The sequence below is a fragment of the Burkholderia pulmonis genome (assembly GCF_984667975.1).
In genome coordinates, this window is sequence record NZ_OZ480187.1 from 256,775 (window position 1) to 271,615 (window position 14,841).

15 protein-coding genes and 1 pseudogene are annotated in these 14,841 nt (G+C 66.6%); 7 read left to right on the top strand and 9 right to left on the bottom strand.

Features of this window, described 5'->3' with window-relative positions; genetic code table 11:
• Positions 1–9 precede the first annotated feature (9 nt).
• From AC5LXK_RS17990 to AC5LXK_RS18010, 5 genes are all read right to left on the bottom strand, one after another.
• Positions 10–1,125: an alkene reductase gene (locus tag AC5LXK_RS17990; RefSeq protein WP_493392833.1), complete on the bottom strand. Its 1,116-nt coding sequence runs from the start codon at positions 1,123–1,125 to the stop codon at positions 10–12.
• Positions 1,126–1,190: 65 nt separating this feature from the next.
• Entirely contained in the window at positions 1,191–1,997 is an 807-nt protein-coding gene (gene dkgB, locus AC5LXK_RS17995; RefSeq protein ID WP_493392834.1) for a 2,5-didehydrogluconate reductase DkgB, read from the bottom strand.
• A 150-nt stretch (positions 1,998–2,147) separates the two neighbouring features.
• Positions 2,148–3,098, bottom strand: a complete 951-nt coding sequence (locus tag AC5LXK_RS18000) for an LLM class oxidoreductase (RefSeq protein ID WP_493392835.1) — start codon at positions 3,096–3,098, stop codon at positions 2,148–2,150.
• A 12-nt stretch (positions 3,099–3,110) separates the two neighbouring features.
• A complete protein-coding gene (locus tag AC5LXK_RS18005; RefSeq protein WP_493392836.1) occupies positions 3,111–3,434 on the bottom strand; it encodes a MoaF-related domain-containing protein in 324 nt (107 codons plus the stop codon).
• A gap of 28 nt (positions 3,435–3,462) precedes the next feature.
• A complete protein-coding gene (locus tag AC5LXK_RS18010) occupies positions 3,463–4,665 on the bottom strand; it encodes an MFS transporter (RefSeq protein ID WP_493392837.1) in 1,203 nt (400 codons plus the stop codon).
• A gap of 101 nt (positions 4,666–4,766) precedes the next feature.
• Here AC5LXK_RS18010 and AC5LXK_RS18015 point away from each other — a divergent pair, with 101 nt between their 5' ends.
• On the top strand, positions 4,767–5,714 hold the full coding sequence (locus AC5LXK_RS18015; protein ID WP_493392838.1) for a LysR substrate-binding domain-containing protein: 948 nt from the start codon (positions 4,767–4,769) through the stop codon (positions 5,712–5,714).
• Positions 5,715–5,777: 63 nt separating this feature from the next.
• On the opposite strand, the gene zwf is transcribed toward AC5LXK_RS18015, so the two are convergent.
• Entirely contained in the window at positions 5,778–7,253 is a 1,476-nt protein-coding gene (gene zwf, locus AC5LXK_RS18020; RefSeq protein WP_493392839.1) for a glucose-6-phosphate dehydrogenase, read from the bottom strand.
• Between the two features lie 202 nt (positions 7,254–7,455).
• On the opposite strand from zwf, the gene AC5LXK_RS18025 reads away from it, so the two are divergent.
• Both AC5LXK_RS18025 and AC5LXK_RS18030 read left to right on the top strand, forming a co-directional pair.
• Positions 7,456–8,034: a TetR/AcrR family transcriptional regulator gene (locus AC5LXK_RS18025; protein ID WP_493392840.1), complete on the top strand. Its 579-nt coding sequence runs from the start codon at positions 7,456–7,458 to the stop codon at positions 8,032–8,034.
• 168 nt (positions 8,035–8,202) lie between these two features.
• Positions 8,203–9,078: an SDR family NAD(P)-dependent oxidoreductase gene (locus tag AC5LXK_RS18030; protein ID WP_493392841.1), complete on the top strand. Its 876-nt coding sequence runs from the start codon at positions 8,203–8,205 to the stop codon at positions 9,076–9,078.
• A gap of 85 nt (positions 9,079–9,163) precedes the next feature.
• On the opposite strand, the gene AC5LXK_RS18035 is transcribed toward AC5LXK_RS18030, so the two are convergent.
• From AC5LXK_RS18035 to AC5LXK_RS18045, 3 genes and pseudogenes are all read right to left on the bottom strand, one after another.
• Positions 9,164–9,742: a peroxidase-related enzyme gene (locus AC5LXK_RS18035; RefSeq protein WP_493392842.1), complete on the bottom strand. Its 579-nt coding sequence runs from the start codon at positions 9,740–9,742 to the stop codon at positions 9,164–9,166.
• A 67-nt stretch (positions 9,743–9,809) separates the two neighbouring features.
• Positions 9,810–10,043 (bottom strand): annotated as a pseudogene (locus AC5LXK_RS18040) (alcohol dehydrogenase catalytic domain-containing protein); the annotation flags it as partial.
• Positions 10,028–10,927: a LysR family transcriptional regulator gene (locus AC5LXK_RS18045; protein ID WP_493392843.1), complete on the bottom strand. Its 900-nt coding sequence runs from the start codon at positions 10,925–10,927 to the stop codon at positions 10,028–10,030. The gene AC5LXK_RS18045 and the pseudogene AC5LXK_RS18040, both read right to left, overlap by 16 nt.
• Before the next feature lie 76 nt (positions 10,928–11,003).
• Here AC5LXK_RS18045 and AC5LXK_RS18050 point away from each other — a divergent pair, with 76 nt between their 5' ends.
• The 4 genes from AC5LXK_RS18050 to AC5LXK_RS18065 all read left to right on the top strand — a co-directional run bounded on the left by AC5LXK_RS18050 (position 11,004) and on the right by AC5LXK_RS18065 (position 14,839).
• Positions 11,004–11,321 carry a hypothetical protein gene (locus AC5LXK_RS18050; RefSeq protein WP_493392844.1) on the top strand — a complete coding sequence of 106 codons (318 nt, stop codon included), beginning with the start codon at positions 11,004–11,006 and terminating at the stop codon, positions 11,319–11,321.
• 37 nt (positions 11,322–11,358) lie between these two features.
• Positions 11,359–11,976 carry an FMN-dependent NADH-azoreductase gene (locus AC5LXK_RS18055; protein WP_493392845.1) on the top strand — a complete coding sequence of 206 codons (618 nt, stop codon included), beginning with the start codon at positions 11,359–11,361 and terminating at the stop codon, positions 11,974–11,976.
• A 284-nt stretch (positions 11,977–12,260) separates the two neighbouring features.
• Entirely contained in the window at positions 12,261–13,451 is a 1,191-nt protein-coding gene (locus AC5LXK_RS18060) for a M20 aminoacylase family protein (RefSeq protein WP_493392846.1), read from the top strand.
• Between the two features lie 56 nt (positions 13,452–13,507).
• Positions 13,508–14,839 carry an MFS transporter gene (locus AC5LXK_RS18065; protein WP_493392847.1) on the top strand — a complete coding sequence of 444 codons (1,332 nt, stop codon included), beginning with the start codon at positions 13,508–13,510 and terminating at the stop codon, positions 14,837–14,839.
• Positions 14,840–14,841: the final 2 nt, after the last annotated feature.

Sequence of the window (14,841 nt, forward strand, 5' to 3'; positions counted from 1 at the left end):
GTGAATCGTTCAGGCTGCTGCTTGCGCGAGCGTCGGGTAGTCGGTCAGGCCCCGGGCGCCGCCGCCGAACAGCGTGTCGCGGTCGTGCGGTGTGAGCGTGGCGCCAGTGCGCAGGCGCTCGGGCAGGTCGGGGTTCGCGACGAACGGGCGGCCGAAGGCGACGAGGTCGGCGCAGCCGGCGGCGATCGCTTCGCGTGCGCGCTCGGCGGTGTACGCGCCGGCGTAGATCAGCACGCCCGGGTACGCGGCGCGCAGTTGCTGCTTGAAGGCGACCGGCATCAGCGGCGCGTCGTCCCAGTCGGCTTCCGCGATGTGCAGGTAGCCGATGCCGAGCTCGCCGAGCAGCTTCGCGGCGGCGAGGTAGGTCGTTTCCGGATCGTCGTCGACGCAACCGTTCAGCGTGGTCAGCGGCGCGAGGCGGATGCCGACGCGCGATGCGTCGCCGGTGCCGTCGATCAGTGCCTGCGCGACTTCGCGCAGGAAGCGCAGCCGGTTCTCCAGCGAGCCGCCGTACTGGTCGGTACGCATGTTCGCGTTCGAATCGATGAACTGGTTCACGAGGTAGCCGTTCGCGCCGTGCAGCTCGACGCCGTCGAAGCCGGCTTCGATCGCGTTGCGTGCGGCGGCGCGGTATTGATCGACGATCTCGCGGATTTCGTCGACGGACAGTGCGCGCGGCTCGGATGCCTGCACGAAGCCCGGCGTGCTGCCGTCTTCACCGGCGACGAACACGTTCACGCCCGTTGCCTGGATCGGCGACGACGACACGGGTTGCGCGCCGCCGAGCAGGCTCGTGTGGCTCAACCGGCCGACGTGCCACAGCTGCGCGAAGATCCGGCCGTGCGCGGCATGCACGGCGTCCGTCACCTTGCGCCAGCCGGCGACCTGCGACGGCGTGTGTATGCCGGGCGTCCAGGCGTAGCCCTTGCCGAGCGGCGCGATGTAGGTGCCTTCGCTGACGATCAGGCCCGCACTCGCGCGCTGCGCGTAATACGCGGCCATCAGTTCGTTGGCTTCGTCGCCGGGCTGGCTTGCGCGCGAACGCGTCATCGGCGGCATCACGATGCGGTTCGGCAGCGTCAGCGCGCCGAGCTGCAGCGGTTGAAAAAGCGGGTCCTGGGTCATGGTCGTGTCCTGTCGGTGCCGCGGCCGGCTGGCCGCGGACGGGTCGATTACGGGGGGCGGCGTGCTTAATCCCACTTCGGCGCGAGGCCGGCCGGGTCGACTTCACGGCCGTTGCGCTCCAGCGCGGCGATCTGCGCCATGTCTTCGTCGGTCAGGCGCAGCGTCTGCGCGAGCAGGTTGCTTGCGAGGTTTTCGCGCTTCGTCGACGACGGGATCACCGAGTAGCCGAGCTGCAGCGCCCAGGCGAGTGCGACCTGCGCGGGCGTCGCGTTGTGACGCTGCGCGATCGCGCCGATCACCGGATCGCCGAGCACCTTGCCGTACGCGAGCGTCATGTACGACGTCACGTGGATGCCTTCGCTGTTCAGGAACTCGACGAGCTTGCGGTTCTGCAGATACGGGCTCAGTTCGATCTGGTTCGTCGCGATCGCCTCCTTGCCGACGGCCGCAATCGCTTCCTTCGTCAGTTCGATGTTGAAGTTCGAGATGCCGATCTGGCGCGTGAGGCCCTTCGCCTTCGCTTCGGCGAGTGCGGTCATGAACGCCTGGATCGACACGCCGTTGCCCGGGGCCGGCCAGTGGATCAGCGTCAGGTCGACATAGTCGGTGCGCAGCTTGCGCAGGCTTTCCTCGAGACTCGCGACCAGCTTTTCCGGTGCGTAGTTGTCGACCCAGATCTTCGTGGTCAGGAACAGGTCTTCACGGCGCACGCCCGATGCGGCGATCGCTTCGCCGACTTCGGCTTCGTTGCCGTAGATCTGCGCGGTGTCGATCGCGCGGTAGCCGACGTCGAGGCCGTTGTGGACCGAGTCGATGACAACCTGGCCTTGCAGGCGGAAAGTGCCGAGGCCGAATGCGGGAATCTTGCTCATCATGTGCTCCTGGGAGGGGGGAACGGTTGCGGTATGGGAGTCATTCTGGCGCTTGAAACTGATGAAATAAACGCCTTTAGAGGTCAATAATATTTGATTTAAAATCAAATATTGGTTGTGCCGCGGGTCCGCCGAGGGCCGTTGCCGGCCTTATGCAGCGCGCGTTTGCGCGTTTGTCCTCGGATGGAAAGCGGGCAGCACGTCGGATGCGATCTCGGCCATCGTCTCGTCGAGCGGGCGGCGGTTGCGGCGGAAATGCAGGCCGATGTGCCGCACGCCCGCGTCGCGCATCGCCGCGAGTTCTTCCGTCAGCGCGACGCGTCCTGCGCGGGCGCCGAAGCGGTGCCGCTGCAGCGGCTCGTGCGGATCTTCCGCGAGATCGAGGTGGATGAAGCTCACGTACGGCTTGTCGCCGGCCACCGCGCGCCAGTTCGCGGCGCGCTGCGCGTGGTCGGCCGGGGTGCCCGGATACGCGAGGCAGCCGTCCATGTGCTCGCCGATCCACGCGGGCGTCTGTTGCGCGAGGCCCGCGACGAGCAGCGGCACCGGCGAGCGGGCGGCCGGCAGTACGTCCAGGCCGGGCGGCAGGTGTCCGCGCGCGCCGTCGCGCAGCAGCGCGATCTGGTCGCGGAAATTCGCGCCGCGCGACGCGAAGTCGCGGCCGAACAACGGATATTCGACCGGCCGGTCGCCGCTCGCGACACCGAGCATCAGGCGTCCGCCGCTCAGTTCCTGGATCGTCGCGGCCGATTTCAGCGTCAGCAGCGGTTCGCGCAGCGGCAGCACGACGGCGGCCGTGCCGAGCAGGATGTCGTTCGTGATGCCGGCGAGGTAGCCGAGATACGAGAACGTTTCGAACACCTGCGCGGCGTCGCCGAACGACGGGTCGTACACCGGCACGTCGCGCACCCAGAGCGCGCGGAAGCCGAGCGTGTCGGCCAGCTGTGCGAGCTCCGCATGGATCTCCAGGTCGGGTACGCCGGGGCGGCGGCCCTGATGCTGGCGCTTCGCGTCGCCGGCCGGCGACCAGTCGTTGTCGAGCGGCAGTTCGATGCCGATGCTGAAGCCGCCGTCGGCGAGTTTGTCGAGTGAAGTGGACATGTCGGGCTCCGTTCAGATCGCGCGCAGGCTGCCTTCGAGGCGGTAGAAATCGAGCGACGACGCGGTGAAGAACGAGCGCGACGTGCCGGCGGCGAAATCGTCGATATGCACGACCGTCGCGCGGTCGGCTTCCTGCCACGAGATCGCGTAGGTCTCGCCGGCGACGGGCTGCCACGTGTATTCGACTTCGCCCTTCGCGCCCGCGTACGGGCCTTCGGTGATCTCGTAGCGCAGGTGGAGGCCGTCCTCGTCGTACGCGTTGAGTGCGGTGAGGCCGTCGTAACGGACTTCGAAAGTCTTGCCGGCGAACGGCGGACGTCGGGTCGATGCGTTCATGCTGGATAGCTCCTGCAAAAAGTGACGTTCAATGGGCGAGTTCGACGGGTTCGGCCGTGCGTTCCGGCAGCCCGTGGCGGCGATCGAGGCGGCCGCTCAGCGCGGTGAGTGCGAACGCGCCGAGCGTGACGACGGCGCCGATCCACGGCGTGTGGCCGAGGCCGACGTTCGCGACGATCAGGCCGCCGAGCGACGAGCCGCCGGCCACGCCGAGGTTGAAGGCGGCGATGTTGAAGCCCGATGCGACGTCGGTAGCGTCCGGCGCGAAGTGGCGCGCCTGCTTGACGACGTACACCTGCAGCCCCGGCACGTTGCCGAACGCCACCGCGCCCCACGCGAGCATCGTCAGCACCGCGAGCCATTTCACGTGGATCGTGAAGGTCAGCGCGAGCAGCACGATCGCGAGCAGCAGGAAGATCCGCTTGAGTGCCTTCACCGGGCCGACTGCATCCGCGAGCTTGCCGCCCCACACGTTGCCGAATGCGACCGACACGCCGTAGCCGACGAGCACGAGGCTGACCTGCGACGGCGTGAAGCCGGCGATCTGTTCGAGCAGCGGCGCCATGTACGTGAACGCGATCAGCGAACCGCCGTAGCCGACGGCCGTCATCGCGAAGACGAGCAGCAGGCGCGGCTGCGTCAGCACGCGCAGCTGGCGGGCGAGCGGCGCCGGCGGCGTCTGCGGCAGCCCGCGCGGCACGAAGGCGACTGCGCCGAGGAACGCGACGAGGCCGAACAGCGCGACGATCAGGAACGTCGCGCGCCAGCCGAAGTGCTGGCCGATGAAGGTGCCGAGCGGAATGCCGGCGACGAACGCGACGGTCATCCCGCTGAACATCGTCGCGATCGCGCTGGCGGCCTTGTCCTTCGGCACGAGCGTCGTCGCGATGATCGAGCCGACCGAGAAGAACACGCCGTGCGCGAGGCCGGTGAGGACGCGTGCGACGATCAGCGATTCGTAGCTCGGCGCCTGCCAGGCGACGAGGTTGCCGACGGTGAAGAGCGCCATCAGCCCGGCGAGCAGCGTCTTGCGCGGCACGCGGCCGGTGAGCGCGGTGAGCAGCGGCGCGCCGATGGCGACGCTCAGCGCGTAGAGGCTGACGAGCAGGCCGGCCGACGGCAGGCTGACGCCGAGGTCGGCGCCGATCGTCGGGATCAGCCCGACGATCACGAACTCGGTCGTGCCGATGGCAAAGGCGCTGATGGTCAGCGCAAGCAGGGCGAGTGGCATGATGGGATCCAGGTTCCAGTAAGGATGGATCGCAGTGTGCCGACTTTACTTTTGCTGAAAAACTGGTCTATAAACCAAATTGTTTTGATTTCAAATCAACAATGAAGATCACGCTCGACGAACTCCAGGCCTTTGCCGCCGTGGTCGACACCGGTTCGATCACGGCTGCCGCCCAGCAGCTCGACCTCACCGTGTCGGCGACGAGCCGCACGCTCGCGCGGCTCGAGGAGAAGCTGAAGACCACGCTGCTGCGCCGGACCACGCGCCGGCTCGAACTGACCGAGGAAGGGCGCGCGTTCCTGCAGAATGCGCGCGCGATCATCGAATCGGTCGAGAACGCGGAGGAGCAGATGCTCGCGCGGCGCGAGATGCCGTCGGGGCGCCTGCGTGTCGACGCCGCGACGCCGTTCATGCTGCACGTGATCGTGCCGCTCGTGCGCGGCTACCGCGAACGCTTTCCGAAGGTCGAGCTGGAGCTGAACAGCAACGAGGGGATCATCGACCTGCTGGAGCGGCGCACCGATGTCGCGATCCGGATTGGCCGGCTGAAGGATTCGACGCTGCACAGCCGGCGTATCGGCAACAGCCGGCTGCGCATCCTCGCGAGCCCGGCGTATATCGAAGCGCATGGCCAGCCGCGCAAGGTCGAGGATCTCGACAAGCACACGCTGCTCGGCTTCACGCAGCCCGAATCGCTGAACGTGTGGCCGATCCTCGGTGCGGACGGCGAAGCGTGCCGCATTGAGCCGGACGTCTGTTCGTCGAGCGGCGAGACGCTGCGGCAGCTTGCGCTGGAGGGGACCGGCGTCGTCTGCCTGTCGGATTTCATGACCGCGCAGGATCGCGAAGCGGGCCGGCTCGTGCAGGTGCTCGGGCGCCAGACGCTCGATGTCGAGCAGCCGATCCATGCGGTGTATTACCGCAATACCGCGATCTCGTCGCGGATCGCGTCGTTCGTCGACTACATGATCGAGGTGCTGGGCGGCAGCAGCGGCAGCGATGCGCCGGCGCGACGCAAGGCCGCATGGATGGAGCCGCTGTCGCGGTAGAGGGCGGGCGCCGCCGCCCCGGGCGATCCGGCGTGCCGCGCGGCGGCACGCCGTGGTAGCGCGTTACGCCTCTTCGGACCAGGACATCCCGTCGCGTGCGAGCAGCGCCGACGAAGCGGCGGGCCCGAACGTGCCGGACGTGTACAGGCGCGGCCGGTCGCCGAGCTGCTTCCAGCCGTCGAGGATCGGCTCGACCCACGACCAGGCGGCTTCGAGCTCGTCGCGGCGCATGAAATGCGTGAGGCGGCCGCGGATCACGTCGATCAGCAGCCGTTCGTACGCTTCCGCGCGCCGCTCCGGAATCGCCTGCTGCAGGTCGAGGTTCAGGTTGACCGGCACCATGTTCATCCCGCTGCCCGGTTCCTTCGCGAGCATCTGCAGCTGGATCGACTCTTCCGGCTGGAGCTGGATCACGAGGCGGTTGCTGTAGTGGCGCGGGCCGGTCGGGATGATCGAGAACGGCATGTCCGCGAACTCGACCACGATTTCCGACTGGCGGCGCTGCAGCCGCTTGCCGGTGCGCAGGAAGAACGGCACGTTCGCCCAGCGCCAGTTGTTGATGTGCGCGCGCAGCGCGACGAAGGTTTCCGCGCGGCTGTCGGCCGGCACGTTGTCTTCCTCGAGATAGCCCTTCACCGGCTGGCCGTCGACCGCGCCGGCCGTGTACTGGCCGCGCACGGTGTCGCGCGCGACGTCCGACAGCGACATCGGCCGCAGCGAGCGCAGCACCTTCAGCTTCTCGTCGCGCACCGCGTCCGGGTCGAGCGACACGGGCGGCTCCATCGCGACGATGCACAGCAACTGCAGCAGGTGGTTCTGCACCATGTCGCGCAGCGCGCCCGTATGGTCGTAGAAGCCCGCGCGGCTGCCGACGCCGACCGTTTCCGCCACCGTGATCTGCACGCTGCGGATGCTCGGCGCCTGCCACAGCGGCCCGAAGATCGGGTTGCCGAAGCGCAGCACCATCAGGTTCTGCACGGTTTCCTTGCCGAGATAGTGGTCGATCCGATAGATCTGCGATTCCTCGAAGTGCTTGCCGACCGCATCGTTGATCGCCTTCGCGGACGCGAGGTCGTGACCCAGCGGCTTTTCGAGGACGACGCGCGAGTGCGCGTCGACGAGGCGTGCGGCCGACAGGTTGTCGCAGATCGTCGTGAACAGCTCCGGCGACGTCGACAGGTAGAACACGCGGACTGCATCGCCGCGCGCCGCTTCGGCGAGCCGCAGGTAGTCGTCCGGCGCGTTCACGTCGATCAGCACGTATTTGAACAGGTCGAGGAAGCGGCTCCACGCATCGGGGTCGAACGCCTTCTCGTCGATGAACGGGCGCGACTGCTCGTCCATGAACTTGCGATAGCCGTCGATGCCCCAGTCACGGCGGCCGACGGCGATGATGCGCGTCTCGGGCGGAAGGTTGCAGTGCAGGTGCGCCATGTACAGCGCGGGCAACAGCTTGCGGGCGGCCAGGTCGCCGCCGCCGCCGAAGATGATCATGTCGACGGGCCGGTCGGCCGCGGTCTGGGTAGGCTGATTCGTCATGGGAGGTTCGCGGTTTGAAACGGGGAACGTGAAACGAACGTCGAGGGCATCGGGCGCCGGCTGCGCCGCCGCCGGTACGGCAAAACGCTAATAGTGCACCGTTTTGACGGATTGCGTATGTGTTCCCCCTGATGTAACAGGGCTTGCATTCCGGATGATGGCCGGATTATGATTGAGCGCTCACTCATTAAAGGAATCGAACGTGGCCCGACCGCGCAGTCCCGACAAGCACGACGCCATTCTCGCCGCCGCCGCCCGCGCGCTCGCGGAAGACGGCGCGACTGCGACGACCGCGCGCATCGCGCGGCTCGCCGGCGTGGCGGAAGGCACGGTGTTCACGTACTTCGAGACCAAGGATGCGTTGCTGAACGCGCTGTACCTGAGCCTGAAGGCCGACATGCGCGAAGCGATGACGGCCGGGTTTCCGGAGCACGCGCCGGTCGAGCAGGCCGTGCGGCATGCGTGGAACGGTTATGTGTCGTGGGGTGTCGCGGATCCGGACGGGCGGCGCGCATTGCAGCAGCTCGGCGTGAGCGGGCGTATCGACGACGCGCATCGCGCGGCCGGCGCCGAAGGTTTCGGCGGGATCAACGCGCTGCTGCGCGAGCAGGTTGCTGCGTCGGGCGCGCTGAACCACGACGACACGCATACGTTCTGCCTGGCGTTGTTCATGTCGATCGCGGAAACGGCCATGGAGTCGATCGCGCGCGATCCGGCGCGGGCCGATGCGTACCGGGAGGCCGGGTTTCGCGCGTTGTGGGCCGTGTTGCACGCGGTGTGAGTCAAGAATTGCCGCCGTGGCGGCGCGTGCGGTTGCGCGCGTCGCGACAGCGGCCAGCAGTGAGTGTCAGGCAGGGCGATGCAGGTCATGAAAGACCGAATCGTCGCCCATATTAATGAGTGAGTAATCATTCATTTATGCGGTTTCACCGCGATCAAGGAGTAGGAAATGTCGAAAGTCTGGTTGGTAACGGGGGCCGCGCGCGGCCTGGGGCGAGCGATTTCGGAAGCGGTGCTGGCGGCAGGTGACCGACTGGTGGCCGGTGCACGCGATCCCGCAAGATTGGCCGATCTGGCCGAGCGGTACGGCGACCGGCTGCTGCCGGTCGCACTCGACGTCACCGACGAAGCAGCGGCCGCGCAGGCTGTCGCGGCGGCACATGCGGCGTTCGGCCGGATCGACGTGCTGGTTAACAACGCGGGTTACGGTCACACGGCGCCGTTCGAGCAGATGGGCGCCGACGATTTCCGCGATCAGATCGAAACGAACCTGTTCGGCGTGATCAACCTCACGCGTGCGGTGCTGCCGACGCTGCGTGCGCAGCGCGCGGGGCACATCTTCCAGGTGTCGTCGGTCGGCGGACGCGTGTCGATGGCCGGGTTGTCTGCGTATCAGGCCGCGAAGTGGGCGGTCGGCGGGTTCAGCGACGTGCTCGCGAAGGAAGTCGCGTCGTTCGGCGTGCGCGTGTGCACGCTCGAGCCGGGCGGGATGCGCACCGAATGGGCCGCAGAGGCGAAGCGCGGCGTCGACGATCTGCTGCCCGACTACCAGCCGTCGGTCGGGATGATGCTCGACCTGCTCGGTAAGTACGGTGGCCAAGAGATCGGCGATCCCGCGCGGATCGCGACGCTGATCGTCGAGCTGTCACGGCGCGACGACGTACCGATGCGCTTGCTGCTCGGCGGCGATGCACTGTTCGTCTGCGAGCAGGCGGAACAGCAGCGCGCGGAAGAAGCGGCACGGTGGCGCGATGCGACGCTGTCGACGCAGTTTCCCGATGCGACGCTGCCGGGCGGGCTGGATGTGCTGAAGGACATCGGGTAAGCGCGGCAGCCGGGGGCGCACGGACGATCGGCATGCGGGTGCATGCCGATCGTTCCGAAGGTGCGGCGATGACCGCGCGCTGCGCTCAGCGCCCCAGCGCGTAGAACTCCGCGTTGGGGCGCATGTTCGTCACGTTCGCGATGCGGTTGGACATGCCGAAGAACGCCGAGATAGCCATCACGTCCCAGATGTCCTCTTCGGAGAAGCCATGTGCTTTCAGCGTGTCGAAGTCCGCTTCGCCCACCTGGTGCGCGGCCTGCGACACCTTCATCGCGAAGTCCAGCATCGCCTTCTGCCGCGCGGTGAGGTCGGCCTTGCGGTAGTTGGTGGCGACCTGGTCGGCGATCAGCGGATCCTTCGCGCGAATGCGCAGGATCGCACCGTGCGCGATCACGCAGTACTGACACTGGTTCACGCTGCTGGTGGCCACGACGATCATTTCGCGCTCGGCCTTGCTGAGGTTGCCCGGCTTGTCCATCAGCGCGTCGTGATACGCCATGAAGGCGCGGAACTCGTCCGGGCGATGCGCGAGGGTGAGGAACACGTTCGGGATGAAGCCCGACTTTTCCTGGACGGTTGCGATGCGTTCGCGAATGTCGTCGGGCAGCGCTTCGAGCGCCGGCACAGGGAAGCGGCTGATGGGTGCGTTGTCTGAAGCAGTCATGAGGTCTCCTGAGAAAATGGCATGGCAGCCGTGGCGGGCGTCATGCGTTGACGTCGGCGACGATGCGGCCGACGCCCCAGCCGTTGAGCACGACGCGGTCGCCGGGGCGGTAATCCGGGTGCGCGCTGTGTTCGACTTCGCCGACCAGATCGATGCCCGGCACCATCGGGAACTTGCGGACCACCGGGCTCTTGCCGGCGATCGCGAGCCCGTCCTTGCAATTCAGTGTCGAATAGCCCACGCGGATCGTCACGTTGTCCGCTGTCGAGTGAGCGAGACCCGTCGTCAGGGACACAGACACCGCTTGAGTTTGTCCAGCAACCAGCGGCCGGCAACCCCGGGCGCGCGTTCGCGTCGGTGAGCTGCATAGATCGTCAGCCCCTCGCGCGGGGTTGGGTCGTTCTCGATCTCGATACGCATCAGATGCCCGGCGGCAATGGCTTCGCTGACGAGATGGCCTGGCATGCGGCACCACCCGAAGCCTGCCAGAAGGAAATCCAGGCGCTTTCCGATATCGACGAAACGCCACAGCCTCGCGCTTGATAGCCCGTAAGACGCACCGTTAGGGTCAGCCGGGTCGGAGAGCACGAGTTGGACATGCGGCTCAAGGTCGCTTCGCGTTGCTGGCCTGCCGAGTGAGGCCAATGGATGACCAGGCGCGACGACCGGGATCATGTCGACGCGCAGCAGCGGGTGCGCGACGATGTCTTCCGGCACGGCCGGAAGCAACAGGCAAATCGCCAGCGTGGCAGAGTCATTGCGCAAACGGCGCAAGGCGCCCCCAAGGCCCTCTGTCGTAAAACTGACAGGAAGGTCGGGATAGGCATTGCGCAGTGCGTGCAGGCTTTCGGTCAGCGGCGCGGTCGGCACCAGCGGGTCGATCGCCAGCGCGAGTTCGGCTTCCAGTCCTGACCGGTTGCTCGCCGCAACGGCCTCGAAGCGCGCCGCGCTGGCCAGCACGAGACGCGCCTGCTCGACCAGCACTTGTCCAATGTCCGTGAGCCGCGGCCGGTGACCGCTTCGATCAAACAGGCGGACGCCTTGTAAATCTTCAAGGGTGGCAACCGCCTGGCTGATGGCCGATTGCGCGCGCCGAAGCTTGCGGGCGGCCGCCGAGAAGCTGCCCACGTCCGCAATCGTCACCAACACACGTAGTTGGTCCAGGCTAAGGTTGCCGAGCGCCATGCATCATATAAACCGATAGAAACCAGCAGAATTATATCTCTTCCGCAGAAGAGCGGCTGCCCCCACCATGGGTCGCATGCAGCCAACTTACTTCGTCAATCACGGTGGCGGCCCTTGTTTCTTTCTTGAGCCCGGACCGATGCGCTCCACCCGGAGCGAGCTAGAAACCTATCTGCGGAATTTCGCCGGCACGCTGTCGGAACGCCCATCGTCCACCCGCGATGACGCACTGATCCATTGGGAGCAGGCGCCCGGTGCACGCCATGCTCAGCTACACGAAGACCACTTGCTTCCGCTAATGGTCGCCGCTGGAGCGGCATCCGGCGAACCGGGACATATCGACTTTCATGGCCATGCACCTGGAAAACCGATCTCCGGTTTTCGCTTTGGCTGACATCCATTCACCTACTCACTACTCGAAGAGAACAACCATGAGCAAACTACTCGTTGTTGAAACCAGCCCTCGCGGTGATGCCTCCATCTCGCGAAACATGACACGTCGCTTCGTCGCGCAATGGCAGGCCGCGCATCCGGGCGGCGAGATCGTCAAACGCGATCTGGGGGAAACGAATCTGTCCTTCGTCACGGCGCCTTGGCTACAGGCCTACTTCACGGCGCCCGAGCATCAATCGGCTGCGATGAAGGAAGAGTTGCGCTTGTCGGATGAACTTGTCGCCGAGCTGCTGGCCGCCGACCACATCATGATTGCCACGCCGGTCTACAACTACAACGTGCCGGCGGCGCTGAAGGCATGGGTCGATCACATCGTGCGCAAGGGCATGACGCTGGGATTCGACGGGAAGGGTCTCGTCACCGGCAAAAAAGCGACGGTGCTGCTGGCATCGGGAGGCGTTTACACCGAGGGCTCGCCTATTCGGGATCGCGACATTGCAACCCATTACCTGAAACTGATCCTCAACGTGATCGGGATCACCGACGTGACGATCGTCGCTGGCGGCGGTGCCAAAGCTGTCGATATGGGTGAGGCGACGATGGATAGCTTTGTTGGGACGCTTGTCTCGAATCTTGAGCAGGCGGCAGCCGCATGACCGTTTTCTGACCGCCCGACGTACCAAGCCTGGGCAGCCTGAGGAGACGGCAGATCAATGATCTGTCGTCTCCCATGAGTATTCCTGTCGGCAAGGATTCTGTTCCATATCCTCATCTAATCGAAAGCTACAGTCCGGCGCCCGTTGTCCGTAAAAACCCTGATTAAAAAACCTTATCGCGGTGAAAAATTCCGCATCTTATTGAACCGATATCGGCTCGATATAGTGGCTCGCTTTCCCGCACGCGCCTTCTGCGTGCGCAGACAAACAGCAGGAGCCCCTTGATGACCAGCGATACCCGATTCACCGAAGTCGAGGATCTGATGCCCGCCGCCGGCGGGCTGCGCGAGATCCGTCACCACATCCACCACCATCCCGAGCTGGCGTACGAAGAGCACGACACGGCCGCGCTCGTCGCGGACAAGCTCGAGCAATGGGGCTGGCAGGTGACGCGCGGGGTCGGCAAGACGGGTGTCGTCGGCACGCTGCGCGTGGGCGACGGCGCACGCAGCATCGGCATTCGCGCCGACATGGATGCGCTGCCGATCATCGAGGCGACCGGCCTGCCGTATGCGAGCGGCACGCACGGCAAGATGCACGCCTGCGGCCACGACGGCCACACGACGATGCTGCTCGGCGCAGCACAGCACCTCGCGAAGACGCGCCACTTCTCCGGCACCGTGCACCTGTATTTCCAGCCGGCGGAAGAGCACGGGGTCGACAGCGGCGCGAAGAAGATGATCGACGACGGCCTGTTCGAACGCTTCCCGTGCGACGCCGTGTTCGGCATGCACAACCATCCGGGCGCGGCGCCCGGCGTGTTCCTCACGCGGCGCGGCCCGTTCATGTCGGCCGGCGACAAGGCGATCATCACGATCGAGGGCGTCGGCGGCCATGCGGCGCGGCCGCACCTGACGGTCGACCCGGTCGTCGTCGCGGCGAGCATCGTGATGGCGCTGCAGACGATCGTCGCGCGCAACGTCGATCCGTCGCAGCCGGCGGTCGTCACGGTCGGCTCGATGCACGCGGGCACCGCGAACAACGTGATTCCGAACGGCGCACGCCTTGAACTCAGCGTGCGTTCGTTCAGCCCTGAAATCCGCGCGCTGCTCAAGCGCCGCATCACCGAGCTGGCCGAAACGCAGGCCGCGAGCTATGGCGCGACCGCGAACGTCGAGTACATCGAAGGCTACCCGGTCGTCGTCAATACGGATGCCGAAACGGATTTCGCCGCGCAGGTCGCGCGCGAACTCGTCGGCGACGCGCACGTGGTCGAGCAGACCGACCTGCTGATGGGCAGCGAGGATTTCGCGTTCATGCTGCAGCAGCGGCCGGGCTCGTTCGTGCGGCTCGGCAACGGCGAAGGCGAGGACGGCTGCATGGTGCACAACCCGAAATACGACTTCAACGATCGCAACCTGCCGATCGGCGCGGCGTTCTGGACGCGCCTCGTGGAGCGTTACCTCGGGCAGTGACCCGGGCGGTGGCGGGCGGCCGGCGCTTCCGGCCGCATTGAGAGGAGACGACAACGATGCAGAAAGACCATCTCGCGCTGCACCCCGCGTCGACGGGGGCAGCCGACACCCGCGCGCCGGGCGCGCCTGCCGTCACGCGACGCGGCGCGATCGCCGCGGCCGTGATCGGCAACTGGCTGGAGTTCTTCGATTTCACCGTGTACGGCTTTTTCGCGGTGCTGATCGGCAGGCTGTTCTTTCCGTCGAGCGACCCGACCACGTCGCTGCTGCTGTCGGTCGCGACGTTTGCCGCCGGTTTCTTCACGCGGCCGCTCGGCAGCGTCGTGCTCGGCGTCTATGCGGACCGCAAGGGGCGCAAGGCCGCGCTGAACCTGACGATCATGCTGATGGCGCTCGGCACGGGCCTGATCGCGATCGCGCCGACCTATGCACAGGTCGGCGTGGCCGCGCCGCTGCTCGTCGTGTTCGCGCGGCTGCTGCAGGGCTTCTCGCAGGGCGGCGAATTCGGCGCGGCGACGTCGACGCTGCTCGAACAGGGCGGCACGTCGCGCCGCGCGTTCCGCGCGAGCTGGCAGCTCGCGACGCAGGGCGGCGCCGCGCTGATGGGTTCGGGCTTCGCGGCGCTGCTGTCGAACACGATGACGAAGGACGCGCTGGAAAGCTGGGGCTGGCGGTTGCCGTTCCTCGTCGGCGTGCTGATCGCGCCGGTCGGCATGTACCTGCGCCGCCGGCTCGCGGACGACGCGCCCGGCGACAGCCATCACGGCATCGAGCGCGGCGTGCTGCACGAGCTGTTCTCGCAGCACACGCGCACGGTGCTGCTGCTGATGCTCACGGTGATGGGCGGCACGGTGTCGACCTACATCCTGACGTTCTACATGCCGACCTACGCGATCCACACGCTCGGCCTGCCGATGAAGCTGTCGATGTTCGTCGGCGTTGCGTCGGGCTGCGTGATGCTGGTCACGTGCCCGCTGTTCGGCTGGCTGTCGGACAAGCTCGGCAGCCGGCGCCTGCCGATCTTCGTCGGCCGCGGCGTGCTGGTCCTGCTGCTGTTCCCGGCGTTCTGGCTGATGAACCATCATCCGACGCTGTCGGTGATCCTGCCGCTGACCGCGCTGATGCTGCTGTTCTATTCGCTCGGCTCGGCGTCGGAAATGGCGCTGATGTGCGAGTCGCTGCCGCGCCACGTGCGGGCGACCGGCATCTCGATCGCGTATGCGCTCGCGGTGACGATCTTCGGCGGCACCGCGCAGCTGATCGCCACCTGGCTCGTGAAGACGACCGGCAGCAAGCTCGCGCCGGCCGGCTACGTGGCCGCGTGCGTGGTGCTGTCGCTGATCGCGGTCGCGATGCTGCGCGAGACGGCGCGGGAATCGCTGGACTGACG

Excerpts from the sequence above, each read along its gene's own strand:
- AC5LXK_RS17990 (WP_493392833.1), bottom strand. The coding sequence starts at position 1,125 with ATGACCCAGGACCCGCTTTTTCAACCGCTGCAGCTCGGCGCGCTGACG.
- dkgB (WP_493392834.1), bottom strand. The coding sequence starts at position 1,997 with ATGAGCAAGATTCCCGCATTCGGCCTCGGCACTTTCCGCCTGCAAGGC.
- AC5LXK_RS18000 (WP_493392835.1), bottom strand. The coding sequence starts at position 3,098 with ATGTCCACTTCACTCGACAAACTCGCCGACGGCGGCTTCAGCATCGGC.
- AC5LXK_RS18005 (WP_493392836.1), bottom strand. The coding sequence starts at position 3,434 with ATGAACGCATCGACCCGACGTCCGCCGTTCGCCGGCAAGACTTTCGAA.
- AC5LXK_RS18010 (WP_493392837.1), bottom strand. The coding sequence starts at position 4,665 with ATGCCACTCGCCCTGCTTGCGCTGACCATCAGCGCCTTTGCCATCGGC.
- AC5LXK_RS18015 (WP_493392838.1), top strand. The coding sequence starts at position 4,767 with ATGAAGATCACGCTCGACGAACTCCAGGCCTTTGCCGCCGTGGTCGAC.
- zwf (WP_493392839.1), bottom strand. The coding sequence starts at position 7,253 with ATGACGAATCAGCCTACCCAGACCGCGGCCGACCGGCCCGTCGACATG.
- AC5LXK_RS18030 (WP_493392841.1), top strand. The coding sequence starts at position 8,203 with ATGTCGAAAGTCTGGTTGGTAACGGGGGCCGCGCGCGGCCTGGGGCGA.
- AC5LXK_RS18035 (WP_493392842.1), bottom strand. The coding sequence starts at position 9,742 with ATGACTGCTTCAGACAACGCACCCATCAGCCGCTTCCCTGTGCCGGCG.
- AC5LXK_RS18045 (WP_493392843.1), bottom strand. The coding sequence starts at position 10,927 with ATGGCGCTCGGCAACCTTAGCCTGGACCAACTACGTGTGTTGGTGACG.
- AC5LXK_RS18050 (WP_493392844.1), top strand. The coding sequence starts at position 11,004 with ATGCAGCCAACTTACTTCGTCAATCACGGTGGCGGCCCTTGTTTCTTT.
- AC5LXK_RS18055 (WP_493392845.1), top strand. The coding sequence starts at position 11,359 with ATGAGCAAACTACTCGTTGTTGAAACCAGCCCTCGCGGTGATGCCTCC.
- AC5LXK_RS18060 (WP_493392846.1), top strand. The coding sequence starts at position 12,261 with ATGACCAGCGATACCCGATTCACCGAAGTCGAGGATCTGATGCCCGCC.
- AC5LXK_RS18065 (WP_493392847.1), top strand. The coding sequence starts at position 13,508 with ATGCAGAAAGACCATCTCGCGCTGCACCCCGCGTCGACGGGGGCAGCC.